18 protein-coding genes are annotated in these 21,629 nt (G+C 71.7%); 9 read left to right on the top strand and 9 right to left on the bottom strand.

What is annotated here, in order from left to right; genetic code table 11:
* Window positions 1-11 precede the first annotated feature (11 nt).
* Window positions 12-677 (bottom strand): hypothetical protein, encoded by a 666-nt coding sequence (locus ACLII4_RS16760; protein WP_412068540.1) that lies wholly within the window; start codon window positions 675-677, stop codon window positions 12-14.
* 141 nt (window positions 678-818) lie between these two features.
* Window positions 819-1,493: a glycerol-3-phosphate 1-O-acyltransferase PlsY gene (gene plsY / locus ACLII4_RS16755; protein WP_412068539.1), complete on the bottom strand. Its 675-nt coding sequence runs from the start codon at window positions 1,491-1,493 to the stop codon at window positions 819-821.
* Window positions 1,494-1,733: 240 nt separating this feature from the next.
* Between plsY and ACLII4_RS16750 the strand changes: the two genes are divergently transcribed.
* A complete protein-coding gene (locus ACLII4_RS16750; RefSeq protein WP_412068538.1) occupies window positions 1,734-2,189 on the top strand; it encodes a septal ring lytic transglycosylase RlpA family protein in 456 nt (151 codons plus the stop codon).
* A gap of 53 nt (window positions 2,190-2,242) precedes the next feature.
* Here ACLII4_RS16750 and ACLII4_RS16745 read toward each other — a convergent pair whose 3' ends face one another.
* From ACLII4_RS16745 to ACLII4_RS16715, 7 genes are all read right to left on the bottom strand, one after another.
* Window positions 2,243-4,378, bottom strand: coding sequence for an LVIVD repeat-containing protein (locus ACLII4_RS16745; RefSeq protein ID WP_412068537.1), 2,136 nt, complete (start codon window positions 4,376-4,378; stop codon window positions 2,243-2,245).
* Window positions 4,379-4,436: 58 nt separating this feature from the next.
* A complete protein-coding gene (nadC, locus tag ACLII4_RS16740; protein ID WP_412068536.1) occupies window positions 4,437-5,342 on the bottom strand; it encodes a carboxylating nicotinate-nucleotide diphosphorylase in 906 nt (301 codons plus the stop codon).
* Between the two features lie 109 nt (window positions 5,343-5,451).
* Window positions 5,452-6,342 carry an MBL fold metallo-hydrolase gene (locus tag ACLII4_RS16735; RefSeq protein ID WP_412068535.1) on the bottom strand — a complete coding sequence of 297 codons (891 nt, stop codon included), beginning with the start codon at window positions 6,340-6,342 and terminating at the stop codon, window positions 5,452-5,454.
* A 58-nt stretch (window positions 6,343-6,400) separates the two neighbouring features.
* On the bottom strand, window positions 6,401-6,793 hold the full coding sequence (locus ACLII4_RS16730; RefSeq protein WP_412068534.1) for a DUF3052 domain-containing protein: 393 nt from the start codon (window positions 6,791-6,793) through the stop codon (window positions 6,401-6,403).
* Window positions 6,790-7,206: an acyl-CoA thioesterase gene (locus ACLII4_RS16725; RefSeq protein WP_412068533.1), complete on the bottom strand. Its 417-nt coding sequence runs from the start codon at window positions 7,204-7,206 to the stop codon at window positions 6,790-6,792. Before ACLII4_RS16725 ends, ACLII4_RS16730 begins: the two co-directional genes overlap by 4 nt.
* A 35-nt stretch (window positions 7,207-7,241) precedes the next feature.
* Entirely contained in the window at window positions 7,242-8,222 is a 981-nt protein-coding gene (locus ACLII4_RS16720; protein WP_412068532.1) for an acetyl-CoA carboxylase carboxyltransferase subunit alpha, read from the bottom strand.
* A 232-nt stretch (window positions 8,223-8,454) separates the two neighbouring features.
* Entirely contained in the window at window positions 8,455-10,542 is a 2,088-nt protein-coding gene (locus tag ACLII4_RS16715; RefSeq protein ID WP_412068531.1) for a glycosyltransferase, read from the bottom strand.
* 253 nt (window positions 10,543-10,795) lie between these two features.
* On the opposite strand from ACLII4_RS16715, the gene ACLII4_RS16710 reads away from it, so the two are divergent.
* The 8 genes from ACLII4_RS16710 to ACLII4_RS16675 all read left to right on the top strand — a co-directional run bounded on the left by ACLII4_RS16710 (window position 10,796) and on the right by ACLII4_RS16675 (window position 21,627).
* Window positions 10,796-12,172, top strand: a complete 1,377-nt coding sequence (locus tag ACLII4_RS16710; RefSeq protein WP_412068530.1) for an MATE family efflux transporter — start codon at window positions 10,796-10,798, stop codon at window positions 12,170-12,172.
* A gap of 164 nt (window positions 12,173-12,336) precedes the next feature.
* The gene (locus ACLII4_RS16705; protein WP_412068529.1) at window positions 12,337-13,008 is read left to right on the top strand and encodes a cytochrome c3 family protein; all 672 of its coding nucleotides are present in this window, start codon (window positions 12,337-12,339) and stop codon (window positions 13,006-13,008) included.
* A gap of 74 nt (window positions 13,009-13,082) precedes the next feature.
* On the top strand, window positions 13,083-16,331 hold the full coding sequence (locus ACLII4_RS16700; protein ID WP_412068528.1) for a 4Fe-4S dicluster domain-containing protein: 3,249 nt from the start codon (window positions 13,083-13,085) through the stop codon (window positions 16,329-16,331).
* Window positions 16,332-16,417: 86 nt separating this feature from the next.
* Complete coding sequence (gene nrfD, locus ACLII4_RS16695; RefSeq protein WP_412070576.1) at window positions 16,418-17,902, top strand: NrfD/PsrC family molybdoenzyme membrane anchor subunit; 1,485 nt, start codon at window positions 16,418-16,420, stop codon at window positions 17,900-17,902.
* Window positions 17,903-17,906: 4 nt separating this feature from the next.
* Window positions 17,907-18,602 (top strand): DUF3341 domain-containing protein, encoded by a 696-nt coding sequence (locus ACLII4_RS16690; protein ID WP_412068527.1) that lies wholly within the window; start codon window positions 17,907-17,909, stop codon window positions 18,600-18,602.
* A gap of 71 nt (window positions 18,603-18,673) precedes the next feature.
* Window positions 18,674-19,324 carry a c-type cytochrome gene (locus ACLII4_RS16685; protein WP_412068526.1) on the top strand — a complete coding sequence of 217 codons (651 nt, stop codon included), beginning with the start codon at window positions 18,674-18,676 and terminating at the stop codon, window positions 19,322-19,324.
* 38 nt (window positions 19,325-19,362) lie between these two features.
* Window positions 19,363-20,730 (top strand): hypothetical protein, encoded by a 1,368-nt coding sequence (locus ACLII4_RS16680; RefSeq protein WP_412068525.1) that lies wholly within the window; start codon window positions 19,363-19,365, stop codon window positions 20,728-20,730.
* A gap of 111 nt (window positions 20,731-20,841) precedes the next feature.
* Window positions 20,842-21,627 carry a hypothetical protein gene (locus ACLII4_RS16675; RefSeq protein WP_412068524.1) on the top strand — a complete coding sequence of 262 codons (786 nt, stop codon included), beginning with the start codon at window positions 20,842-20,844 and terminating at the stop codon, window positions 21,625-21,627.
* Window positions 21,628-21,629 lie beyond the last annotated feature (2 nt).

Genomic DNA, 21,629 nt, shown 5'->3' with positions numbered 1-21,629 from the left:
TCCCGATCTGGCTAGAAGTTGATCCGGAGCAGGCTGCCTGCGGAGCCTATGTGCGCGGGCCGCCAGCCGTTGGCAATGGAGTATCGCACGGCCGGCGCGAGCGCCACGTCGGTCCCGAACAGGCGGAACTGAATGGGCAACTCGACCTGCAGGCCCGTGTCGAAGTAGGGGCTGTCCCGCCGCGGGCGGACATCCTCGGAGCCCACGCTCAGTAGTTGCGTCACCCGCCCGTAGACGCCGACGGTCGGCTGAAGCTTGATGGAGCCGACGACGGGGACGGTCCGCGCCAGCGTCGCCGAGACATCGCCGGTCCCGTAGGAGCGGTCGAACGCCGAAGGGCTGGGAATGCTGGTGGACCCGTACGAAACGAGCCCGCGCACTCGACCGGTCGTCCCGAGCGGGGCGGGCCGCGTCAGGCCGGCCGAGACACCTGCGCTCCACCCCGAGCCGCGGTTGCCGTACGCCGTGTACGACCCGACCAGGCCGACGTCGATCCCATTTCCAAGGCGCCGCCCGACTTCGCCTCCGAGGTCGATGCCCTGGAACTGGCCTCCAGCGTGCCGCACGCGGAACTCGTCGAAGGAGAGGTACAGGCCTTCGCCGTCAGCGAACTGGGACTGAGCTCCAGCGGGGGCGGCGAGGACGAGGAGGGCGAGAGCAGCGAGAACGAGGCGCATCCGTGAAGGGGAGAGAGAGGGCGGTGGAAACCGACCCTCTTCCCGTTTCGTGTGCTACGACGCATGATGGGCAATCCCGATCGTCGCCAACCCTCTGATACGGAAGGGATTCGCAGTGGGAATTTTCATGACCCCTGTTCCTCAGGCCTTTGCGCTCCCCACCTTCGACTCGGTCCCGTCCATCAGCCGCCGCACGTTCGTCCGGTGCGTCCAGACGATGAACGCCGGGACGACGGTCGCGAAGATCCAGACGGGCGGGGGGCTGGCGACGCCGAGCCCGACGTGGAGCGCCAGCAGCGTCACCGGCAGCGAGACGGCGCCCAGGATGGACGCCAGCGAGACGTAGCGCGTCGCGGCCAGCACGGCGACGAACAGCACGAACGCGATGGCGATGGGCACCGGCGCCAGCCCCGCCAGCATCCCGGCGCCCGTGGCGACGCCCTTGCCGCCCTTCCACGAGCCGAAAAAGACCTTGCCCCAGACCGTGAACACGTGCCCCAGCATCGCCGCCGTGCCCGCCAGCGTCGCCGCCCACGCCGCCGCCAGCTCCGGCCGCGAGCCGAGGAGGCCGACGAGCGTCTCGTCGCCGATGCGCAGCTGGGAGATCAGCACGACGGCCACCAGTCCCTTGGCGAAGTCGAGCAGGAAGACCAGCAGGCCGGGGCCCTTCCCGAGCACGCGCATCGCGTTCGTGGCCCCGGCGTTCCCGCTCCCGTGCGCGCGGAGGTCGACGCCCCGGGCGCGAGCGACCACGAGCCCCCACGGGATCGCCCCGAGGAGGTAGCTGAGGGCGACGATGGCGAGGAGCGACAGCACGGCGGTGGGGCGGGGAGTGAGGAAGATAGAGGGGGGCTTGGGCGGGCCCGCCGGTGAAGGCACGGCACAGCGCGGCGCCGTCTGTGCAGGCCCGGTGCGCGGTCGGTAGAGGCCGGGTTGAGGGACCTTCAAGACTTGGCGAGGCCAGCACTTCCGGGCGACGCCCCGTTATGCCGCCCGCTATCCTCGCCGTCCACACCTCGGGCCGCCGGCCCACCTGTCCCGCCCTCTCCCTCCTGTGTGACGAGACTCGCTGCCGTCTTCGGCCTCCTCCTGCTGACCTCCGCCCCCGCCCTCGCGCAGTCGAGCGTCGTCGCCCCGGGTGGCCGCCGCGCCGAGACCGTCCGGGCCGCGCGCTCCGGTGTCGCGAGCTACTACCACGCCTCGCTCCACGGCAACCGGACCGCGAATGGCGAGCGCTACGACCACCACGGCGGGCTGACCGTCGCCCACCGGTCGCTGCCCTTTGGAACGCTGCTCCGCGTGACCTCGCAGCACAACGGCCGCCGTGTGCTCGTCCGCGTCAACGACCGGGGCCCGTTCATCCGGGGCCGCGAGCTCGACCTCTCGGGCGCCGCCGCCTCCCGCCTGGGGATGCGCCGCCTCGGCACGCACCGCGTCACGTACGAGATCGTCGACGCGCGCACGCTCCCGAGCCGCCAGCAAGCGCCGGCCCGCAAGACCCGGCACCTGTAGTTCAGGGGTCGTAGGACGACCCGCTGGCGGCTGTCGCCAGCAGGCCGAGCTCTCTACCGCACCACGGTGAGGCTGGCGGTGCCCCGCGCCGTCCCGTCCACGAGCAGGCGGGCGACGTAGCGGCCCGGCGCCAGGTCGGCCGCGAGCGCGACCCGGTGGGCACCGGCGGCGCCGTCGACCGGCTGGCGCAGGACCTCCCGGCCCAGCACGTCGACCACGACGGCCTCGGCCCGAGCGGGGGCAACAAGGGCGTACGCCAGCGTGACGCGGCCGGCGGTCGGGTTCGGAAACGCCCGCAAGCCGGCCGACGCCGGCGCCTCGGCCTCGACCGCAACGGCGGCCTCCTCGAGCCTCACGACGAAAAGGCCGGACTGGAGGTCGGACACGATGACCTTGCCCGAGGCGAAGTACGGGTACGCCGTCCATGCGCCGCGGTAGCCGTAGCCGGGCTGCAAGAACGTGTCGTAGAGCGCCACCTCGACGGGTGCGTGCGGGTCGGTGAGGTCGTAGACGCGGAGCCCCTCGGTGTAGTGCGCCACGAAGAGCCGGTCGCCGCGCACATAGCAGTTGTGGACGACGGCGTGCTCGTCCTCGACGATCTGGCCCACCAGCTCCACGTTCGACAGGTCCGACACGTCGAAGATGCGGACCCAGTTGCCGGACGAGCCGATCTCATCGCCCACGTACACGGTGTTGCCGTCCTCGGTCGAGCACGTGTTGTGAGCGCCCGCGCCGGGGTACGTGAACGTGGTCAGCAAGCGGATGTCGGAGGGGTCGGACACGTCGAGCACGTCGACGCCGCCGCCGTCGTAGATGGCCGGGCCGTAACCCCTGTCGCCGCGGACCTCGAAGTCGTGGTAGTACGGGACCGACTGGTGCGTCGGCTGGAACGCCCCCAGCTCGCGCGGCGCCGTCGGGTCGGCGAGGTCATAGACGCGGACGCCCGCGTTCCCCGACGTTCGCCCGCCGACGACCCACAACTTGCCGTCGGCGACGAGGACGTTGTGCGATCCGCCGCCGTTGACGCCGATCTGCACGTCGAGCAGGCCCACCTCCGTCGGGGCGGCGGGGTCGGTCAAGCTCACGATCTGGACCGGCCCGCGCTCGTGGACGACGTAGGCGTGGTCGCCGTGCACCTTGACGTCCTTGGCGTCGCTGGCGCCGGGCGGCGAGGCGAGGAAGCCCACCTCGACGGGCGGTGCGGCGGGCGCGGCCGTGATGTCGATGACGGACAGGCCGGTGCCCCGGCCCGTCAGCAGGGCGTACTCCGTGCCGTCGGGCGCCGTGTAGCCCCACGTGTCGCCATACGTCGAGGCACCCGCTCGGCCGGGGTCGAGCGACGAGACGGCCTCGATGCCGACGGACACGACGGGCCGGACGCGCGCCTCCCGGCTCCCGAGCACCGTCCCCGACCGGCTCAACTCGACCGTCAACTCGTACACCCGCGATGCGTCGAGGCCGGCCACGCGAGCGGTCCCGGCGTCGGGGGCGGCGGTCGCCAGCAGGGCGCCGGCGCCGTCGAGCACGCGGAGGTCGGTGGCGTCGGTGTAGGCGGCGGCCGTCCACGCGACCTCCGCCGTTCCGTTCGCGATCGCCGTCGCGTCCACGTCGCGGAGGGGGGCGGGCGTCAGGGCGAACGTGGCGACCGACTCGTAGAGCTGGCGGCCGTCGCGGACGCGCGCCGCGAGCCCGTAGTAGGTGTCGAGGTCGAAGGCGTCCTGGCCCGCGTACGTCTCGCCCGTCCCGTCGTAGTCGCTCGCGAAGATCAGCAGGTACTCGTGGCCGCCCGTCGTCGTGCCGTCGGGGTCCCAGCTTCCGTTCGGCGGGCGGGTCTGCGGGTCCTCGAGAAAGCCGACGTTGAGGCGGCGCGGGTTGGCGGGGTCCGACACGTCGTAGGCGGCGCCGGGAAAGCGCCCGACGCCGAGGTCGCCCAGCCCGGCGCGGTAGTCGAACGCCCGCCCGAGCGTCGTCACGGCGGTGTCGAAGACGATCTCGACCGGCGGCACATCCGCGTCGTCGACCGTCGAGAACACGAAGTTGGCGCCGTAGTCGAGGCCGCCGTCGAAGTAGGTCCGGTTCGCCGGGACGCCGTCGAGCCAGCGGGGCTCGGGGCTCCACGCCCACGCGAGGTCGGGCTGGGCGCTGGCGACGAGCGGGAGGGAGGCGAGAGCGAGCAGGAACAGGCGCATGGGGAATGGTACGCACATGTCCCGCCCATTCGTCTCCGGCACGCCCGCTGGCGCCCCGTCAGCCGGCGGGCGCCAGCCCGATCTTCAGCGACACGTCGAGCGCGCGGACCGAGTGCGTCAGCGCGCCGGACGAGATGTAGTCCACGCCCGTCGCGCCGATCGCCCCGACGGTGTCGAGCGTTACGTTCCCCGAGGCCTCCGTCTGCGTCGCCCCGGCCACGCGCGCGACGGCCGCCGCCAGCCGCGACACGTCGAGCCCGTCGTCTGTCCGCACGGCCATGTTGTCGAGCAGGATCCGGTCCACGCGCGCCCCGCTCGCGAGCGCCGCCAGCACGGCGTCGACCTCGTCGAGCGTCCGGGCCTCCACCTCGACCGGCACGTCGAGCCCGTGCGCCGCCGTGAAGCGCCCGACCGCCTCGATGGCCTCGCGGACGCCGCCCGCCGCCGCGATGTGGTTGTCCTTCACCAGCACCATGTCGTAGAGCCCGACGCGGTGGTTCTGCGCGCCGCCCAGCGCGACGGCCCACTTGTCGAGCGCGCGCATCCCCGGCGCCGTCTTGCGCGTGTCGAGGACGGTCGCCGGCGCCGCCGCCTCGGCCATCCGCGCCGCCGCCGTGGCGATCCCGCCCATCCGCTGCATGAGGTTCAGCGCCAGCCGCTCGGCGACCAGGATCGACCGCGCCCGCCCCTCGACGGTCCCGAACACGGTCCCCGCCGCCAGCCGGTCGCCGTCCGCCGCCGTCCACGCCACCGCCAGCGTCTCGTCGACCGCCGCGAACACGCGCTCGGCGACGGCCAGCCCGGCCACGACGCCGTCCTCTTTGAGCAGGAAGCGCGCCGTCGCCCGGGTGTCGGCCGGGATCGTCGCGTTCGTCGTCACGTCGCCCGTCCCCACGTCTTCGGCGAGCGCGCGGTCGATCAGGGCGGGGAGGTCGGCGGCGACGGCGTCGGGGAGGGGGAGCATGGTGGGGTGAAGAGTAACGAGTGATGCGTGATGAGTGGGTTTGAAAGGGCTGGACGGTGGTGAATCGGGCTCCTCACCCTGTACTCATCACGCATCACCCGATGGCCCATCACCCGCCCGCGAACTCCGCGATGATCGGCTCCGCGACGCGCGCTGGCGTCGGGCCCCAGGTCTCGAAGCCGGGGATCATCAGCCCCTCGATGTCGGCCGCCGTCGCGCCGTCGGCGGCGCGGGGGACGATGGCGAGCCGCGCCGCCGCGAGGAAGTCGCGGAAGGTCAGCAGGTCGGCGCGCGTGCCGACCACGTCGAAGCCCTCACCCGCGTGGCCGAACACGAAGATCGTGTCGTCGCCGTGGCGGCCGTGGACCGTCTCCAGGACGGTCATCCAGTTCGCCACCGACGCCCCCGCGCCGCGGTCGATGTAGGGCTGGCGGCGGTTGAACATCAGGTCGCCCATGTGAACCACATCCGCCTCCTCAAAGTGGACGACCGCGTCGCCAGCCGTGTGCGCCGGGCCGAAGTACGCCAGCGAGACGGTCTCGTCGCCGACCGGCATCCGCCACTCCGAGCGGAACGTCTCGCCCGCGACGTGCTGCGGGTCGAGGTCGCCCGACCGGCTGGCGGCGGCGCGCTGCAGGCCCGGGACGGACTCGTGCGCGACGTGCATCGCCGCGACGGGCGCCAGCACGGCGTTGCCCGCCGTGTGGTCCCCGTGGTGGTGCGTGTTGACCAGCAGGTCGAGTCCGCGGCCGCTCCCGTCGCGCAGGCCGTCCAGGAACGTCTGCGCCGACTCCGGGAACTGGGCGTCGACGGCGACGAGCGCCGCGTCGGCGTCGAGGTACCCGATCGTCCCGCCGCGCCCGGTGAACGCGCCGACGTTGCGGCGAAGGACGCGGAAGTCGTCCCTGCGCGCGGCGGCGCTCGCGAGCGGGGTGGCGAAGGGGAGCGCGGCGGCGGCGAGCGCGGTCCGGGCGACGAACTGGCGGCGGGAGAGGGGCATCGGTCGGGGCGGTGGAGCGCCCCCGTTTCGCAAGCCGGGCGCGTTCGGTTCCCCTCGGCTACCGGAGCTCTTTCCGGATGACCAGCTTCATCGCCGTCCACGTGCTGTTAATGGAGGCCACCTTGACGTCGACGAGCCCGAGCGGCGCGGCGGCGGCGCGGACGACGTCGCCGGACATGTCGGTCGGCACCTTCGAGGCGCCCTTCGGCCACGACACCCAGATCGCGCCGGTCTTCGGCATCGCGTCCTTGAAGATCGCCAGCCGGGCGCGCAGGCCGGCCGCGTCGGTCGAGAAGTGGTGGATCAGCTTGGGCGCGTCGTCGAGCGTGCCGTCCAAGCGCACGTCGTGGGGCAGGCCCCGCAAGAGGGCGCGGTAGTCGTCGGGCGCCTCGTCGAGGTGGGCCACCAGGCCCTTGCGGTAGCCCAGCTTCTGCCAGAGGGCGCGGCTCATGAGGCGAGGGCGTCGCGGACCGCCTGCGGCGGGCCGACCGGCCGCTGGCGCTCGCGGTCGATAAAGCACAGCGTCACGCGGCCCGAGATCAGCACCGCGTCCTCGCCCTGGCGGCGGACGGCGTAGTCGATCGGCAGGCGGACGCCCAGCGACGGGAACGAGGCCTCGATCTCGACCAAGTCGTCGTAGAGCACGCTCGCGTGGTACCTGACCGCGAGGTCGACGACGGGCATGATGACGCCGCTCTCTTCCAGGGCCCGGTACGGGAGCCCGGCCTCGCGGAGCGCCTCCGTCCGCGCGGCCTCGAACCAGTCGAGGACATGGCTGTGGTAGACGACGCCCATCGGGTCGCACTCGCGGTAGCGCACGCGGTGGAGGTGCGTGAAGGTGGGCGTCGGGCGGTCGTCGGGCATCGGTCCGGCGAGGGGGAGAGCGGGCGGGCGCCCGGCTATCGCTCCTCGTACGCCCCCATCGCGTCGAACTTGGCGAGCCGGCCGTCGAGCAACGCCTCGGTGTCGAGGCCGAGCAGGCTGTCGAGGTGCGTGGCGATGGCGGTGCCGGCGGCCTGGAAGGTGGCGCCCGGGTCGCGGTGGGCGCCGCCGATGGGCTCGGGGATGATCTCGTCGATGACGGCGTGCTGGATCAAGTCCGGCGCCGTCAGCTTGAGCGCGCGGGCGGCGTCCTCCTTGTGGTCCCAGTTGCGCCACAGGATCGACGAGCACGACTCGGGCGAGATCACCGAGTACCACGCGTTCTCGAGCATGAGCACCCGGTCGCCGACGCCGATGCCGAGCGCGCCGCCCGAGGCGCCCTCGCCGATGACGACGACGACGATGGGGACCGGGAGCCGCGCCATCACCAGCAGGTTGCGAGCGATCGCCTCGGCCTGCCCGCGCTCCTCGGCCTCGAGCCCGGGGAAGGCGCCCGGCGTGTCGAGGAAGGTGATGATCGGCTTGCCGAACTTGGCGGCCATCTCCATCAGCCGCAGGGCCTTGCGGTAGCCCTCGGGGTTGGGCATCCCGAACCGGCGCTCCTTGCGCTGCTTGGTGTCGCGCCCTTTCTGGTGGCCGAGCACCATCACCGTCCGGTCGCGCGAGCCGAAGCGCGAGCCCCGGAACGTGGCCGGGCCGCCGACGAGCGCGCGGTCGTCGGCGAAGAGCCGGTCGCCGTGGAGCTCGACGAAGCCGGACGTCAGCGCGCCGATGTAGTCGAGCGTGTAGGGCCGCTCGGGGTGCCGCGCCAGCTGGACCCGCTGCCACCGCGTGAGCCCACGGTAGATCGAGGTCCGGAGCGTGTCGACGCGCGTCTCGAGCGCGGCGATCTGGGCCGTGAGGTCCACGGAGCCGTCCTCGGCCTCGAACGTGCGGAGCTCGTCGAGCTTCGCTTCGAGGTCGGCGAGGGGCTTTTCGAAGTCGAGGAGGTGCGCCATGCCCGCAAGCTACCGCTTGTCCCGGAGCGCGGGCGCGGCTGGGACACGGACGGCAGACGGCGGACCGGGGACCGGCGACCGGGCGGGCTCGCGCAAGCCCCACGGCTGGCGTCGGCCCCGGGAGGGGGGAGGTGGGGGAGGACGCCACGTCCCGATGCTGGCGCGAGCCCCCGCCCGGTCCACGCTCCCCCGCCCACGGTTGCTCCCACGGTCCGTCGTCCCTCCGCCCCGCTTAGTCGTCGCCGGAAAGGAGGGCGCGGAGCAGGATCTCGACGTCGAGCCAGGCCGACTGGTGGCGGGCGTAGAACCAGTACGCGCGGTGCGCCTCGGCGATGGTGCGCGGACGCGCGCGCCGCGTGTCGAGGACGGACACGACGCCGGGCGTCAGGCCCCACGACGGCGGCGGGTGCGGGCCGTCGGCGTCGTAGCCGACGAGCGCGCGGCGACCGGCGAGCACGCTCGGCATCCGGCTCGCGATGGCCGCCAGCCGCTGCGTTCGGGCGGAAGGCACGGTGCGGGCGAGTCCCCGGAAGAGCGGGCTCAGCAGGAGCAGCGCCGAGGCGACGGGCAGCTCGACCGCGCGGCGCGTCCACGCCGCGCGCAACGGGGCGACCGTCCGCTCGGCCTCCTGCAGCGGCGCCGCGAAGTCCTCGATGGACGCCTTGCCGATGACGCGGTCGCGGCCGGAGGCCAGGATCTTGAGCTGAACGGGGAGCTCGCGCAGCGCCCGCATCCCGTCCAGGATGGCCGTGTTGGTCAGGCTGTCGGCGGCGAATACCACGTCGTCGGCGCCCGACAGGCGCGCCAGGTCGCGGAGCTGCCGCGTGCGGCCGGCGTACGCGGGGCCCTCGTCGTCGTCGCTCGGCGCGTCCGCCACGTAGCCGACCACGGCGTCGCCGCGGGCGTGCTCGTCGAGCAGCCGCTGCAACCGGGCCGCCTCGGTCGCGGCGCCGACCAGCAGCGCCCGGCGCGGCACGCGGCCCCGCTTGCGCACGCGCCGTGCCAGCAGGAGCGACGTCGCCAGCGCCAGCCCGAACGCGAGCACGGCGCGGCTGAAGGCGACCGTCGGCACGAAGTAGGACACCGCGGCGACCGCCAGCCCGGCCAGCACGGCCCCGCCGAGCACGGGCCGCATCGCGCGCGAGTGGTACCCGCCCCCCAGCCCGACCGCGATCACGAGCGCCACGGCGTAGGCGGGGAGCACCACGGCGTAGTAGCTGGCGCCGAACTGGAAGCTCTCGACCACGCTCCATCCGAACGCCGTCGCGGTGAGCGCGGCCAACGCGAGCGCGCCGTCCGTGGCGGGCGCGGCGATGGCGCGGCCCAGGCGCCCGATGGCGGCGAAGGCCGCCCTCGCGATGATCCCGAGTCGGATGCCCAGCGCCAGCCCCGCCGACGCGAGGCGGTCGAGCGGCCCGGCGCCCGGCCGGTGCGTCACGTGCTTTTCGACGAACCGCAGCATCGCGCCGTAGAACAGCATCACGTAGCGCAGGTCGCCCTTTTTGGTGCTCTCGCCCTTGTAGTGGACGATCTGGGTGTCGGGCGTGTAGTAGATCCGCCAGCCCGCCTGCTGGATCCGGTAGCACCAGTCGAGGTCCTCCCCGTACATGAAGAAGGCCTCGTCGAAGAGCCCGGCAGGCGTTGGGGTCTGCGTGTCGGGTGTTGGGGAAGGACCGGTCTCTTGGGACCCCAACCCCCACTCCCCATCCCCCAATACCGCCGCTTTCCGGACCATCATGCACGAGCCGCTGAGCGCGTCGACCTCGCAGACCTCGTCGAGCGGGAGGTGCGTCAGGTTGTAGCGGCCGAACGTGGGGCTCTGGGGGAAGAGCTTGCTCAGGCCCGCGATGCGGTAGAACGCGACGGCGGGCGTCGGGAACGAGCGCCGGCTTTCGGGGGCGAAGGTGCCGTCGGGATTCAGGATGCGGCAGCCCGCCGCGCCCGCGTCCGGGTGGTCGTCCATGAAGGCGACCAACGTCCGCAGCGTGTCCTCTTGAAGGATCGTGTCCGGGTTGAGCACCAGCACGTGGCGCCCGGCGGCCTCGCGGATGGCCTGGTTGTTGGCCGTCGCGAACCCGACGTTCGCTTCGTTCGCGATCACCCGCACGTCAGGAAAGCGCTCCCTCACCATCTCGACCGACCCGTCGGCCGAGTCGTTGTCGACCACGAACGTCTCGACGGACAGGCCCGCGCTGGCGGCCTCGACGGAGCGGAGCGCCTGTTCCAGAAACTCCCGCACGTTGTACGTCACGATGACGACGGAGACGTCGACCGTGGCCGTGGCCGGCGCCAGCAGGGGAGGGGCGGGGGAGACGTGCATCGCGGGAAAAATAGCCGGTCCGCGCCGCCGGTTCCGCCACGGACCCTTAACGAGTGGCGCCCGAGCGGACCGTGACACCTCCAAGGACCGACAATTTCACGGCTTTGCGCGTCGTGAGGTCGGGCCAGGGCACGGCGGAGTGCCCACTGAGGCAGGCTCTGTGGAGACTCTGCGGCATCCGCCGGTGGCTCGCGGCGTGCGGCGGCCCGGCGCGAGGGGGCCGCTAGCTTCCCGGCCCGCACTCCCGCCCCCGATGTCGCTCGTCCGCGAGGTCCGCGCCACGCTCGTCCTCGCCGTCCCCATCGTGCTGGTCCAGCTGGCCCAGATGTCGATGGGCTTCGTCGACGTGGTGATGGTGGGTCGACTGGGGACCGAGGCGCTGGCGGCGATCGTGCTCGGCTCGACGACCTTTTTCACGCTCTCGCTGATCTGCGTCGGCGTGATCGTCGCCGTCCAGCCGATGGTGGCGCAAGCGGTCGGCGCGGGCGACACCGATGCAGCGGGCCGTGCGGCACGGCAGGGGCTGTGGCTGAGCCTGATCCTGGGCGTCCCGTTCACGATCGCGCTGGGCTACGCCGAGCCGATCCTGCTGGCGACCGGGCAGGCCCCCGCCACCGCTGGGCTCGCGGCCGACTACCTCGACGCGATCCGCTGGGGGTTCGTGCCCAACCTGTGGTTCACGGCCCTGCGCGGGCTGTGCGAGGGCGACGCCCGGCCCCGCCCCGTGCTCTTCGTCACCCTCGTCGGCGTGGCCGCGAACGCGGGGCTCAACTACGTCCTGATGTTCGGGAAGCTGGGCGCGCCCGCGATGGGGATGGTCGGCACCGGCTGGAGCTCGGCGCTGACGATGACCGTGATGACGGTCGCCCTCGCGATCGTGGTCCGTCGCGGCGAGCTGGGGCGGTTCCGCGTCTTCGCCGGGCTCCGGACGCCCGACCCCGCTACGCTCGCGGCGCTCTTCCGGCTTGGCTGGCCCATCGGCGTGGGCTTCGGGATGGAGGCCGGGCTGTTCACCGCCGCCACGTTCATGGTGGGGACGCTGCCCGACCACGAGGTGGCGCTTGCGGCGCACCAGGTCGCGCTCAACGCCGCCAGCGTCGCCTTCATGGTCCCGCTCGGGATCGGGATGGCGGGCGCGATCCGAGTCGGACAGGCGGCGGGCGCGGGCGACCTCGCCGGCGCCGCGCGCGCCGGGTGGACCGCAACCGGTCTGGGGGCGGCCGTGATGGCGGTCTCGGCCTTGCTCTTCTGGCTCCGCCCCGACATCGTCGTCTGGATCTACGCCGGGCGCAACCCCGACCCGGCCGTCGCAGCTCTCGCGGCATCGCTGCTGGGTATCGCGGCCGTCTTTCAGCTCTTCGACGGCGTCCAGGCGAGCATCGCCGGGGCCCTCCGCGGGCTCAAGGACACCCGTGTGCCGATGGTGATCGCGGCCGTCTCGTACTGGGGCGTCGGCCTCACCACCGGCGCCATCGTCGGCATTCGCGGTGGGGGCGGGGCGCAAGGCTTGTGGTGGGGCCTCACGCTCGGGCTCGTCGCCGCCGCCATCGGCCTGTCCATCCGGTTCGCGCGCCGCACCCGTCGGGGCGCCCCCGGTTTCCCCATGAGGGAGGCCCCCGCACCCCTCTGAAACATATTCGAGGGCGGCTCACCTTCTGAGGCGACCCCGCCTCAGCCCCCGGTTCGCCGGAGTCGGGTCGGGCTTTGGGGTATCTTCGCCGGGCCCCAGAACACGCCGATCTACTTTCGAGGCGGCCCCCTTCCGGACACGGGCTTCACCCCCCCTCCGCGCTCATGCCCCAGCTTTTCCCGCGCAAGGCGAATGCACTCCCGACCGCCTCGCTCTTCGGAGCGCTCGGCGGCGGCCTTCTGGTCGTGCTCCTCGCCTGGTACTACCTCTCGCCCGAGTTCTACGAGGTCGGGTATCAGCCGGAGCAGCCGGTCGAGTACAGCCACGCGTTCCACGCCGGCCAGCTCGGCATGGACTGCCGGTACTGCCACAACCACGTCGAGCAGAGCCCGCACGCGAACGTGCCGAGCACGCAGACGTGCATGAACTGCCACGGCGTCGTCGCGACGGAGTCGGCCAAGCTGCTGCCCGTTCGCGAGAGCTGGGCGACCGGTGTGCCCGTTGAGTGGGTCAAGGTCCACCACATCCCGGACTACGCTCAGTTCAGCCACACGGCCCACGTCAACGTCGGCGTCGGGTGCGAGAGCTGCCACGGCCGCGTCGACCAGATGGAGGTCGTCTCGGTCGTCGAGCCGCTGTCGATGGGCTGGTGCCTCGAGTGCCACCGCGCGCCCGAGGAGCACCTCCGCGACCCCGCGCTCGTGACCCAGATGGGCCTCGCCGAGGCCGTCCGTGCCGACGACGAAACGTATGAGGCGTACGTCGCCGCCAACATCGAGCGCATCGAGGCCGAGGGGATCGCCCCGCCCCAGAACTGCTCGGCCTGCCACTACTAGGAGATTCGCGAGGTGGGACACCGGGGCGCGCGTCGCTCCGGGTCCGGCACCCCGCTCCCCGAACCCACCCCCCGATGATCGAGCTCGACGTTCTGAGTGCCACGGACGTGGCCGTCGACGATGACGCCTCCGCCGCCGCGACCCAGGCGCCCACGTGGCGCAGCTGGGGCGCCCGCAAGGCCGCCCCTTCGCCCGAGTTCTCGGCGCCGGTCACCGAGGCCGACGCCGGGACCTCCCGCCGCAGCTTCCTCAAGGTGATGGGAGCGAGCGCCGCGCTCGCCGGGATGTCCGGCTGCCGGCGCCCCGTCGAGACCATCCTGCCGTACGCCCGCAAGCCCGAGGACGTAATCCCCGGCGTGCCGGACTACTACGCGACGGCGATGACGTTGGGCGGCGTCGGCCACGCGCTCCTCGTCCAGAGCCACGAGGGCCGCCCGACCAAGGTCGAGGGCGTCCCCGAGCACCCGGTCTCGGCCGGCGCGACGGACATCTTCGCGCAGGCCTCCGTCCTCCAGCTCTACGACCCCGACCGGAGCCGCTTCGTCTGGGGCGCCGGCTCCGACGGGCCCGCTCGCGCTGACTGGGGCTCGTTCGTGGCCGAGGCCGCCCGCTTGCGCCTGCAGGGCGGCGCCCGTGTGGCCGTGCTCGCCGAGCCCTCCGCCTCGCCGACGCTCGACGCCGCACGCGCCCGCTTTGAGGCCGCGACGCCCGGCGCGCGCTGGATCACGCTCGGCGCCAACCTTGACGACGCCCAGGCGCTCGGCACCCAGAGCGCGCTCGGCCAGCCGGCCCGCCCGCTCTTCCGGTTCGCCGAGGCCGACGTCATCGTCTCCTTCGACGCCGACTTCCTGAGCGCCGAGGACCCCAACTCGGTCTGGAACAACCGCCAGTACGCCGCCAGCCGCCGCGTCGACGTGCGCGGCTCGATGAGCCGCCTCTACGCCATCGAGTCCACGATGACGATGACGGGCGGGATGGCCGACCACCGCAAGGCCGTCAAGGCCGGCGCCGTGCCGTTCGTGGCCGCTGCCGTTGCCGAGGCGCTCGGCGTGTCGACGGGCGTCCGCGCCACGCTCGACGAGTCGCTGGCGCCGTTCGTGGCCGCGATTGCCGAGGACGTCCGCGCCGCCGGTGGCCGCGCCGCCTTCGTGGCCGGCGCGACCCAGCCCGCCGAGGTCCACGCGCTCGCCGCCGCCCTCAACGGGCAGTTCGGCACCGCCGCCGTCGAGTACCTCGCGACCGGCCAGGGCCCGGTCGAGCCGGTCGGCCCGCAGCTGGCCCAGCTCGTCCGCGACATGGCCGCTGGCGAGGTCGACATGCTGCTGATGCTGGGCACGAACCCAGTCTACACGCTGCCCGCCGCGCTCGGCTTCGAGGAGGCGCTCGCGCGCGTCCCGGTCTCGGTCCACCACGGGCTGTACCGCGACGAGACGGGCCAGCGCGCGACGTGGCACCTCCCCGCGCAGCACTACCTCGAAAGCTGGGGCGACGCGCGGGCCTACGACGGCACGCTGACCATCGTCCAGCCGCTCATCGCGCCCCTGTTCGAGGACGCTCACTCGGCCCTCGAAGTCGTCAACACGATCACGACCGGCCGCAACAACGCGGGCTACGACCTGCTCCGCCAGCGGCTCCGCGGCGCCCTTCCGGGCGACTTCGAGACGAGCTGGCGGACGGCCGTCCACGACGGGTTCGTCGCCGACACGGCCTTCGCGTCGCTCGGCGCCGGCGGCGGCTCGGCCGACCTGTCGGGCCTCACCCCGCCCGTTGACGACGCCATCGAGCTCGTCACCCGGCTCAGCCCGACGCTCTACGACGGCGCGTTCTCGAACGTGTCGTGGATGCAGGAGGCGCCGCACCCCGTCACGAAGGTGACCTGGGACCCCGTCGCGCTCGTCTCGCCCCGCACGGCCGACCGCCTCGGGGTCGACGAGATGAGCCGCTTCGCGGACGGCGAGGACGACCGGTTCGAAGGGACCGAGCTCGACGCGGGCAAGCACTACGCGAAGGTGGTCCGCCTGACGACCGCCGGCGGGACGCAGGTGGAGCTGCCCGTCTGGGTCCAGCCCGGCCACCCCGACGACTCGATCACGGCGTTCATGGGCTACGGCCGTGACCTCGCCAGCGACCGGGCGCTCGAAGAGCGCGGGATCATCGCCCGGATCTTCGACAAGGACGTCAACCACTACCGCGCCGGCCCGATCTCGACGTTCGTCGGGACCGAGCTGAGTGAGGGGGCCGTCTCGGCGCGCGTCGAGCGCTGCCGCGAGCTGACCGGCGCCGTCGTCCCGGCCGTCGAGGTCGACACGGTCGCCGACGGCTACCTGATCGCGAGCACCCAGGACCACGGCTCGATGGAGGGCCGCGCGATCGTCCGGATGGCGTCGCTGGCGGAATACCGCGAGCACCCCGAGTTCGCCAAGATCGCCGACCACTACGTCGAGGACACGCCCTGGGAGGACTTCGACCCGCTGTGGGGCGAGCAGAACTCGGCCTCGGACCAGATCGCCGACCGGAACCCGGATCTCCTCTACGCGGAGAACCAGTGGGGCATGACGATCGACCTCAACGCGTGCACCGGCTGCAACGCGTGCGTGGTCGCCTGCCAGTCCGAGAACAACGTGCCGGTCGTCGGCAAGGACCAGGTCGCGCGCGGCCGCGAGATGCACTGGCTCCGCCTCGATCGCTACTACGTCGGGACCGACGCGAGCGACCCGGGCATGGTCTCGCAGCCCATGATGTGCGTCCACTGCGAGAACGCGCCGTGCGAGCAGGTCTGCCCGGTCAACGCGACGGTCCACTCGCCGGACGGGATCAACGCGATGGTGTACAACCGGTGCATCGGCACCCGGTACTGCGCCAACAACTGCCCGTACAAGGTCCGCCGGTACAACTTCTACAACTGGACGAAGGAGCTCCCCGAGGAGGTCCAGATGCAGTCCAACCCGTACGTGACGGTCCGCTACCGCGGCGTGATGGAGAAGTGCACGTTCTGCGTGCAGCGCGTCCGCCAGGTCCAGCAGCAGGCCCACATCAACGACGAGCCGCTCGCCGACGGCGCGGTCGTCACGGCGTGCCAGCAGGCGTGCCCCGCCGAGGCCATCACGTTCGGCGACCTCCGCAACCCGACCTCGGCCGTCAGCCGCTCGAAGGAGAACCCGCGCAACTACGCGGTCCTCGCCGAGCTGGCCGTCAAGCCGCGCCTGACCTACCTCGCCCGCCTGCGCAACCCGCACCCGACGCTGGTCGACACCCGCTTCGATGTCCAGGACGCGCACGGCGCGCCTGAGGCCCACGCCGCCGACGCCGCCCCCGACGCCTAAGCCCACCCATGGCCACAGTCACTTCCAAGTCCGCGTACGGCCGCTCCGGCGGCGACGGCGCCCCGGCCTACCCCGACGGGACGCCGATGACGCTCGAGGACGAGCCCCTCGTCCGCGGCAACCTGTCGTTCCACGACGTCACCGAGCTCGTCTCGTACCACACCGAGAAGAAGACGCCGACGGCGTGGTTCCTGGCCTTCGGCGCGGCGCTGACCGGCCTGGGGATCCTGGGCCTGTCGATTGCCTACCTCGTCTGGAACGGGCCCGGCGTCTGGGGCCTCAACAACCCGGTCTTCTGGGGCTGGGCGATCGTCAACTTCGTGTTCTGGGTCGGCATCGGCCACGCCGGGACGCTGATCTCGGCCGTCCTCTTCCTCTTTAGGCAGAAGTGGCGGACCTCGATCAACCGGGCGGCCGAGGCGATGACGTTGTTCGCCGTCGCGTGTGCGCTCCTGTTCCCGACGTTCCACGTCGGGCGCGTCTGGGCGATCTACTACACGCTGCCCATCCCGAACCAGATGGCGATGTGGCCCAACTTCAAGAGCCCCCTCTTGTGGGACGTGTTCGCGGTCTCCATCTACGGGACGGTCTCGCTGCTCTTCTGGTACGTCGGCCTCATCCCCGACCTCGGCACGTTGCGTGACCGCGCCGCGCGCACGGGCCGGACGCTGCGCGCCAAGATCCTGGGCTTCCTCGCCCTCGGGTGGACCGGCTCGAACCGCCACTGGCGCCACTACGAGCGGGCCTACCTGATCCTGGCCGGGCTGGCGACGCCGCTCGTGCTCTCGGTCCACTCGGTCGTGTCGTTCGACTTCGCGGTCTCGATCGTCCCGGGCTGGCACACGACCATCTTCCCGCCCTACTTCGTCGCCGGCGCCATCTTCTCCGGCTTCGCGATGGTGATGACGCTGATGTTGGTCGCCCGCAAGGTGTACAACCTGGAGAACCTCATCACGCTCGACCACATCGAGAAGATGAACATCATCATCCTGGTGACCGGGACGGTCGTCGGGTTCGCGTACATCACGGAGTTCTTTATGGCCTGGTACTCGGGCGTCGAGTACGAGCAGTACGCCTTCGCCAACCGCGCGGCCGGGCCGTACTGGTGGGCGTACTGGATCATGATGAGCTGCAACCTCATCTTCCCCCAGCTCTTCTGGATCAAGAAGTACCGCCGCCACCTCGGGGTCGCCTTCTTCATCTCGATCACGACCAACATCGGGATGTGGTTCGAGCGGTTCGTGATCACCGTGACGTCGCTCCACCGCGACTTCCTGCCGTCGAGCTGGGACTACTACTCGCCGACGATCTGGGACGTCGGGATGTTCATCGGCTCCTTCGGGCTCTTCTTCACGCTCTTCCTGCTCTTCCTGCGGTTCGTGCCCATGGTGGCGATCGCGGAGGTGAAGGGCGTGATGCCGCAGGCCGACCCGCACTTCTACCACGGCCACGGCGACGGCCACGCGATGCCGCACGAGCTGGCCGAGTACCAGCAGGACGCCTTCGTCCAGGGCGCCGCGCCCGCTGCCACCGACGCCGACGGCGACGGCACCCCCGACCCTTCCGCCTAATCCGATGCTGACCACGATCCGCAAGGCGCTCGACGACCGGGCCAACCAGCACGTCGGCCTGCTCGCCGAGTACTCCGACCCCGGCGCCCTCGTCGAGGCCATCGAGGGCCTGCGCGAGCAGGGCTACACCGACATCGACACGTTCTCGCCGTTCCCGATCCACGGGATGGACCGGGCGATGGGCCTGCCCACCTCGAAGCTCGGCTTCATGGTGTTCGCCGGCGGCCTGATGGGCCTGGTGGCCGCCATCTTCCTCCAGTGGTGGACGAGCGCTGGCGGCCAGCCCGACTGGCTGTGGACCGAGTTCCAGGGCTACGCGATCAACATCTCCAACAAGCCGCTCTTCGCGTGGGAGTCGTCGGTCCCGATCATGTTCGAGCTGACCGTCCTGCTCTCGGCGCTGACCGCCGTCGGCGGGATGCTGGCGCTGAACGGGCTGCCGAAGCCCTACAACCCGCTCTTCCACTCCGACCGGTTCTCTCGCTCGACCGACGACGCCTTCTTCGTCCACGTCTCGGGCAACGACCGCGCCTTCGACCGGGCCGCCACGGCCGCCACCCTCCGCGAGCTCGGCGCGACGCACCTCGAGTACGTCGACCACGACGGCGCGACGGAGGAGACCGACACGCAGGTGCCGGCGACCACGACGGCCCCCGCCCCGGTGCCCGTCACCCCGCAGCACACGACCGGCGACATCTAGAGCTGATGCGTGTTGCGTGTTGCGTGTCCTCCGACACCGGCGCGCAATACGAAACACGCGACACTGCCCCCATGACCCAGCGCACCCTCCTCCTCGCCCTCACCTTCGTGGTCGTCCTCGGCGGCTGCCGTGGGATGACGAGCGAGAAGACGCCGATCCACCCGAACCTGAACATGGACTTCACCCAGCGCTTCGAGGCGCAGGAGGCGAATGACCTGTTCGCCGACGGCGCCGCCATGCGGACGCCCGTCGCCGGGACGATCGCGCGCGGCCAGCTCCGGACGGCCGAGAACGCGCCGTTCGAGTACGGCCGCTCGGCCGACGGCGCCTACATCGACCGCATCCCGGTCGACGCCACGGCGGCGCTCCTCGAGCGCGGGCAGGAGCGGTACAACATCTACTGCACCGTCTGCCACGGCTACGCCGGCGACGGGCGCGGCATCGTCGCGGTCGGCAACGGGGGGCTCGGCTACGGCTTCCAGGTGCCCAGCTACCACACCGAGGCGCTCCAGGCCCGGCCCGACGGCTACATCTACGACGTGATCGCGAACGGCATCAACACGATGCCGAGCTACGGCCACGAGATGCCGCCGGCCGACCGCTGGGCCGTCGTCGCCTACGTCCGCGCGCTCCAGCGGAGCCAGGCCGGCACCGCCGCCGACGTGCCCGAGACGGACCGCCAACGCCTCGACGTGGCGAACGACAACGTCCGCCAAAACTGATCCACGGAAGGGACTCCCCCCCGACGACGCCTCTCTCTATGTCGAACCCCGTCACTCGCATCCTCTTCGACCCCGTCGACGCCGAGGGCGACCGCGTCCCGGCGCGCTTCCGGTTCACGGGCGACCAGCGCTGGTGGGCCGCGCCGCTCGGCGTCGGGCTGCTCCTGCTCGTCGCCGGCGTCGTGGTCGGGCTCGTCACCGGCGACCCGCAGCGGACGCTGTTCGCCTACCTGATCGGCTGGGTGTTCTGCGTGTCCATCGCCATCGGCGCGCTGTTCTTCGTGATGATCCAGCACATCACGAAGGCGCGCTGGAGCGTCACGCTGCGCCGCATCCCCGAGGCGCTCGCCGCCAGCTTCCCGCTGCTGGCGCTGGCGGGGATCCCGATCCTGCTCGGCTCGCACGACCTCTTCCACTGGACGCACGCCGAGCTGTTCGACCCGGCCTCGCCGGAGTACGACCGCATCATCGCGGGGAAGGAGGCCTACCTGAACATGCCGTTCTTCGTGATCCGCTACGTGGTCTACTTCGCGCTGTTCTCGTTCCTGGGCCACAAGCTCTACACCCTGTCCGTCCGCAACGACGCCGCGCCGGACCCGCAGAACACGCTCGACCAGCGCAAGTGGAGCGCCATCGGGATCCCGCTGTCCGCCGTCGCCACGGCGTTCCTCAGCTACGACTACTTGATGTCGACCGACCCGCACTGGTTCTCGACCATGTTCGGCGTCTACTTCTTCGCCGGCGGCTGGCTCGGCGCGCTGTGCCTGATCGCCTTCCTCGCGCTGCTGCTCAAGAAGGGCGGGATGGCGACCGACATCACCGTCGAGCACACGCAGGACGTGGGCAAGTTCATGTTCGGCTTCGTCGTCTTCTGGACGTACGTCGCCTTCAGCCAGTACATGCTGTACTGGTACGCCAACCTGCCCGAGGAGATCGTCTGGTTCCAGAAGCGGTTCACGGGCGGCTGGGAGATCGTGGCGTGGTCGCTGTTCCTCTTCCACTTCATCCTGCCGTTCCTCATCCTGCTGCCGCGCAACACCAAGCGGATCGCCCCCGCGCTCGCGACGATGGCCGTCTGGCTGCTGGTGATGCACTGGGTCGACCTCTGGTGGATCGCGATGCCCTCGATGCACGTCGCGGCCGAGGCGGGCCACGCGGCCCTCGCGAGCGGGGGCGGCGAGCTGCTGGCGAGCCTGAGCGCGATGGGCCCGGGCGACGCCGAGCACGCGAGCTCCGGGATGGTGCTCCACGTCGTCGAGCCGCACCTGCCGATCGTCGAGATGTCGGTCTGGCTCGGCCTCTTCGGGCTGTTCCTGGGCACGACGATGCTGCGGCTCGGCCGCCACGCGGTCACGCCCTACGGCGACCCGTACTACGCCGACTCGCTCCGCTTCGAGAACGTCTAGCTAGGCGGCGCGTCTGCGCCGCCTCGCTCTGAGACCGGCGGGAACGCCGCGCTCCACAGAGCTTTCAATCAAAACTGAAAACACGGGGCGCTCGGCTCCGTTCTCAGACCCATGGCCGACTCCCCCCGCCCCGACTCGGACGACACCGATCGCGTCCCGAACCCGCACCGCGACGAGCCCCTGCCTGCGGCTCAGGAGGGCATGCGCGAGGGCGCGGACCAAACGGTCCGCCCCGAGCAGGACGAGCCGCTCGGCCCGCTCGCGGGTCTCGTGACCGCCTCGGCCGCTGAGGTCAAGGAAGAGGCTGCCGACGTGACCGGCGAGCACGATGACGAGGCCGAGGCGCTGCTCGCCAGCATGGGCGTCGAGGATGAGGGCATCGAGGGCGGGCAGTTGCTCGGCCTGGTCGCGGCGACCCTGCTGTCGGTGGCTGCCATCGCTGTCGTCCTGATCTACCTCTTCTACATCCCATTCCTGACGCAGGTCGACACGCGCGCCGCGGGCGCCGTGCAGAACTACGAGCAGCAGGACCTCCGCACGGAGGCGCTCGCGAAGCTGTCCAACTACACGCGTACAGACGCCACCTACGGCCTGCCCATCGGCCGCGCGATGGGGCTCGTCGCGCTCGATTACGCTGGCGAGGGCGCCAGCGACCTGCCCACCGATCGCGCCGGGTGGAACACGATGTGGCCCGTCTGGAACGCCGCCCCGGCCGTCCAGGCCTCGCCCGCTGGCGTGGAGACCACGCGCCCGGCCAGCGCCATCGACGCCGCGCTCGACGCCCCCGAGGCCGTCGGCATCGACGGCGAGTACAACGACACCGTCGAACTGATCGAGAACGACGGCGAGATCGACGCTGACGATGCCCGGCTCCCAGCCTTGACCCCCGAGAACTAACC

Source organism: Rubrivirga aquatilis (genome assembly GCF_046845665.1).
Classification (GTDB): domain Bacteria; phylum Bacteroidota; class Rhodothermia; order Rhodothermales; family Rubricoccaceae; genus Rubrivirga.
The sequence above is the reverse complement of the archived record's forward strand: the minus strand, read 5'-3'. Positions and strand labels throughout refer to the sequence as shown.

Excerpts from the sequence above, each read along its gene's own strand:
- ACLII4_RS16745 (WP_412068537.1), bottom strand. The coding sequence starts at position 4,378 with ATGCGCCTGTTCCTGCTCGCTCTCGCCTCCCTCCCGCTCGTCGCCAGC.
- ACLII4_RS16735 (WP_412068535.1), bottom strand. The coding sequence starts at position 6,342 with ATGCCCCTCTCCCGCCGCCAGTTCGTCGCCCGGACCGCGCTCGCCGCC.
- ACLII4_RS16690 (WP_412068527.1), top strand. The coding sequence starts at position 17,907 with ATGCTGACCACGATCCGCAAGGCGCTCGACGACCGGGCCAACCAGCAC.
- ACLII4_RS16730 (WP_412068534.1), bottom strand. The coding sequence starts at position 6,793 with ATGAGCCGCGCCCTCTGGCAGAAGCTGGGCTACCGCAAGGGCCTGGTG.
- ACLII4_RS16675 (WP_412068524.1), top strand. The coding sequence starts at position 20,842 with ATGGCCGACTCCCCCCGCCCCGACTCGGACGACACCGATCGCGTCCCG.
- ACLII4_RS16710 (WP_412068530.1), top strand. The coding sequence starts at position 10,796 with ATGTCGCTCGTCCGCGAGGTCCGCGCCACGCTCGTCCTCGCCGTCCCC.
- nrfD (WP_412070576.1), top strand. The coding sequence starts at position 16,418 with ATGACGCTCGAGGACGAGCCCCTCGTCCGCGGCAACCTGTCGTTCCAC.
- ACLII4_RS16720 (WP_412068532.1), bottom strand. The coding sequence starts at position 8,222 with ATGGCGCACCTCCTCGACTTCGAAAAGCCCCTCGCCGACCTCGAAGCG.
- ACLII4_RS16700 (WP_412068528.1), top strand. The coding sequence starts at position 13,083 with ATGATCGAGCTCGACGTTCTGAGTGCCACGGACGTGGCCGTCGACGAT.
- ACLII4_RS16705 (WP_412068529.1), top strand. The coding sequence starts at position 12,337 with ATGCCCCAGCTTTTCCCGCGCAAGGCGAATGCACTCCCGACCGCCTCG.
- nadC (WP_412068536.1), bottom strand. The coding sequence starts at position 5,342 with ATGCTCCCCCTCCCCGACGCCGTCGCCGCCGACCTCCCCGCCCTGATC.
- ACLII4_RS16680 (WP_412068525.1), top strand. The coding sequence starts at position 19,363 with ATGTCGAACCCCGTCACTCGCATCCTCTTCGACCCCGTCGACGCCGAG.
- ACLII4_RS16685 (WP_412068526.1), top strand. The coding sequence starts at position 18,674 with ATGACCCAGCGCACCCTCCTCCTCGCCCTCACCTTCGTGGTCGTCCTC.
- ACLII4_RS16760 (WP_412068540.1), bottom strand. The coding sequence starts at position 677 with ATGCGCCTCGTTCTCGCTGCTCTCGCCCTCCTCGTCCTCGCCGCCCCC.
- ACLII4_RS16725 (WP_412068533.1), bottom strand. The coding sequence starts at position 7,206 with ATGCCCGACGACCGCCCGACGCCCACCTTCACGCACCTCCACCGCGTG.
- ACLII4_RS16715 (WP_412068531.1), bottom strand. The coding sequence starts at position 10,542 with ATGCACGTCTCCCCCGCCCCTCCCCTGCTGGCGCCGGCCACGGCCACG.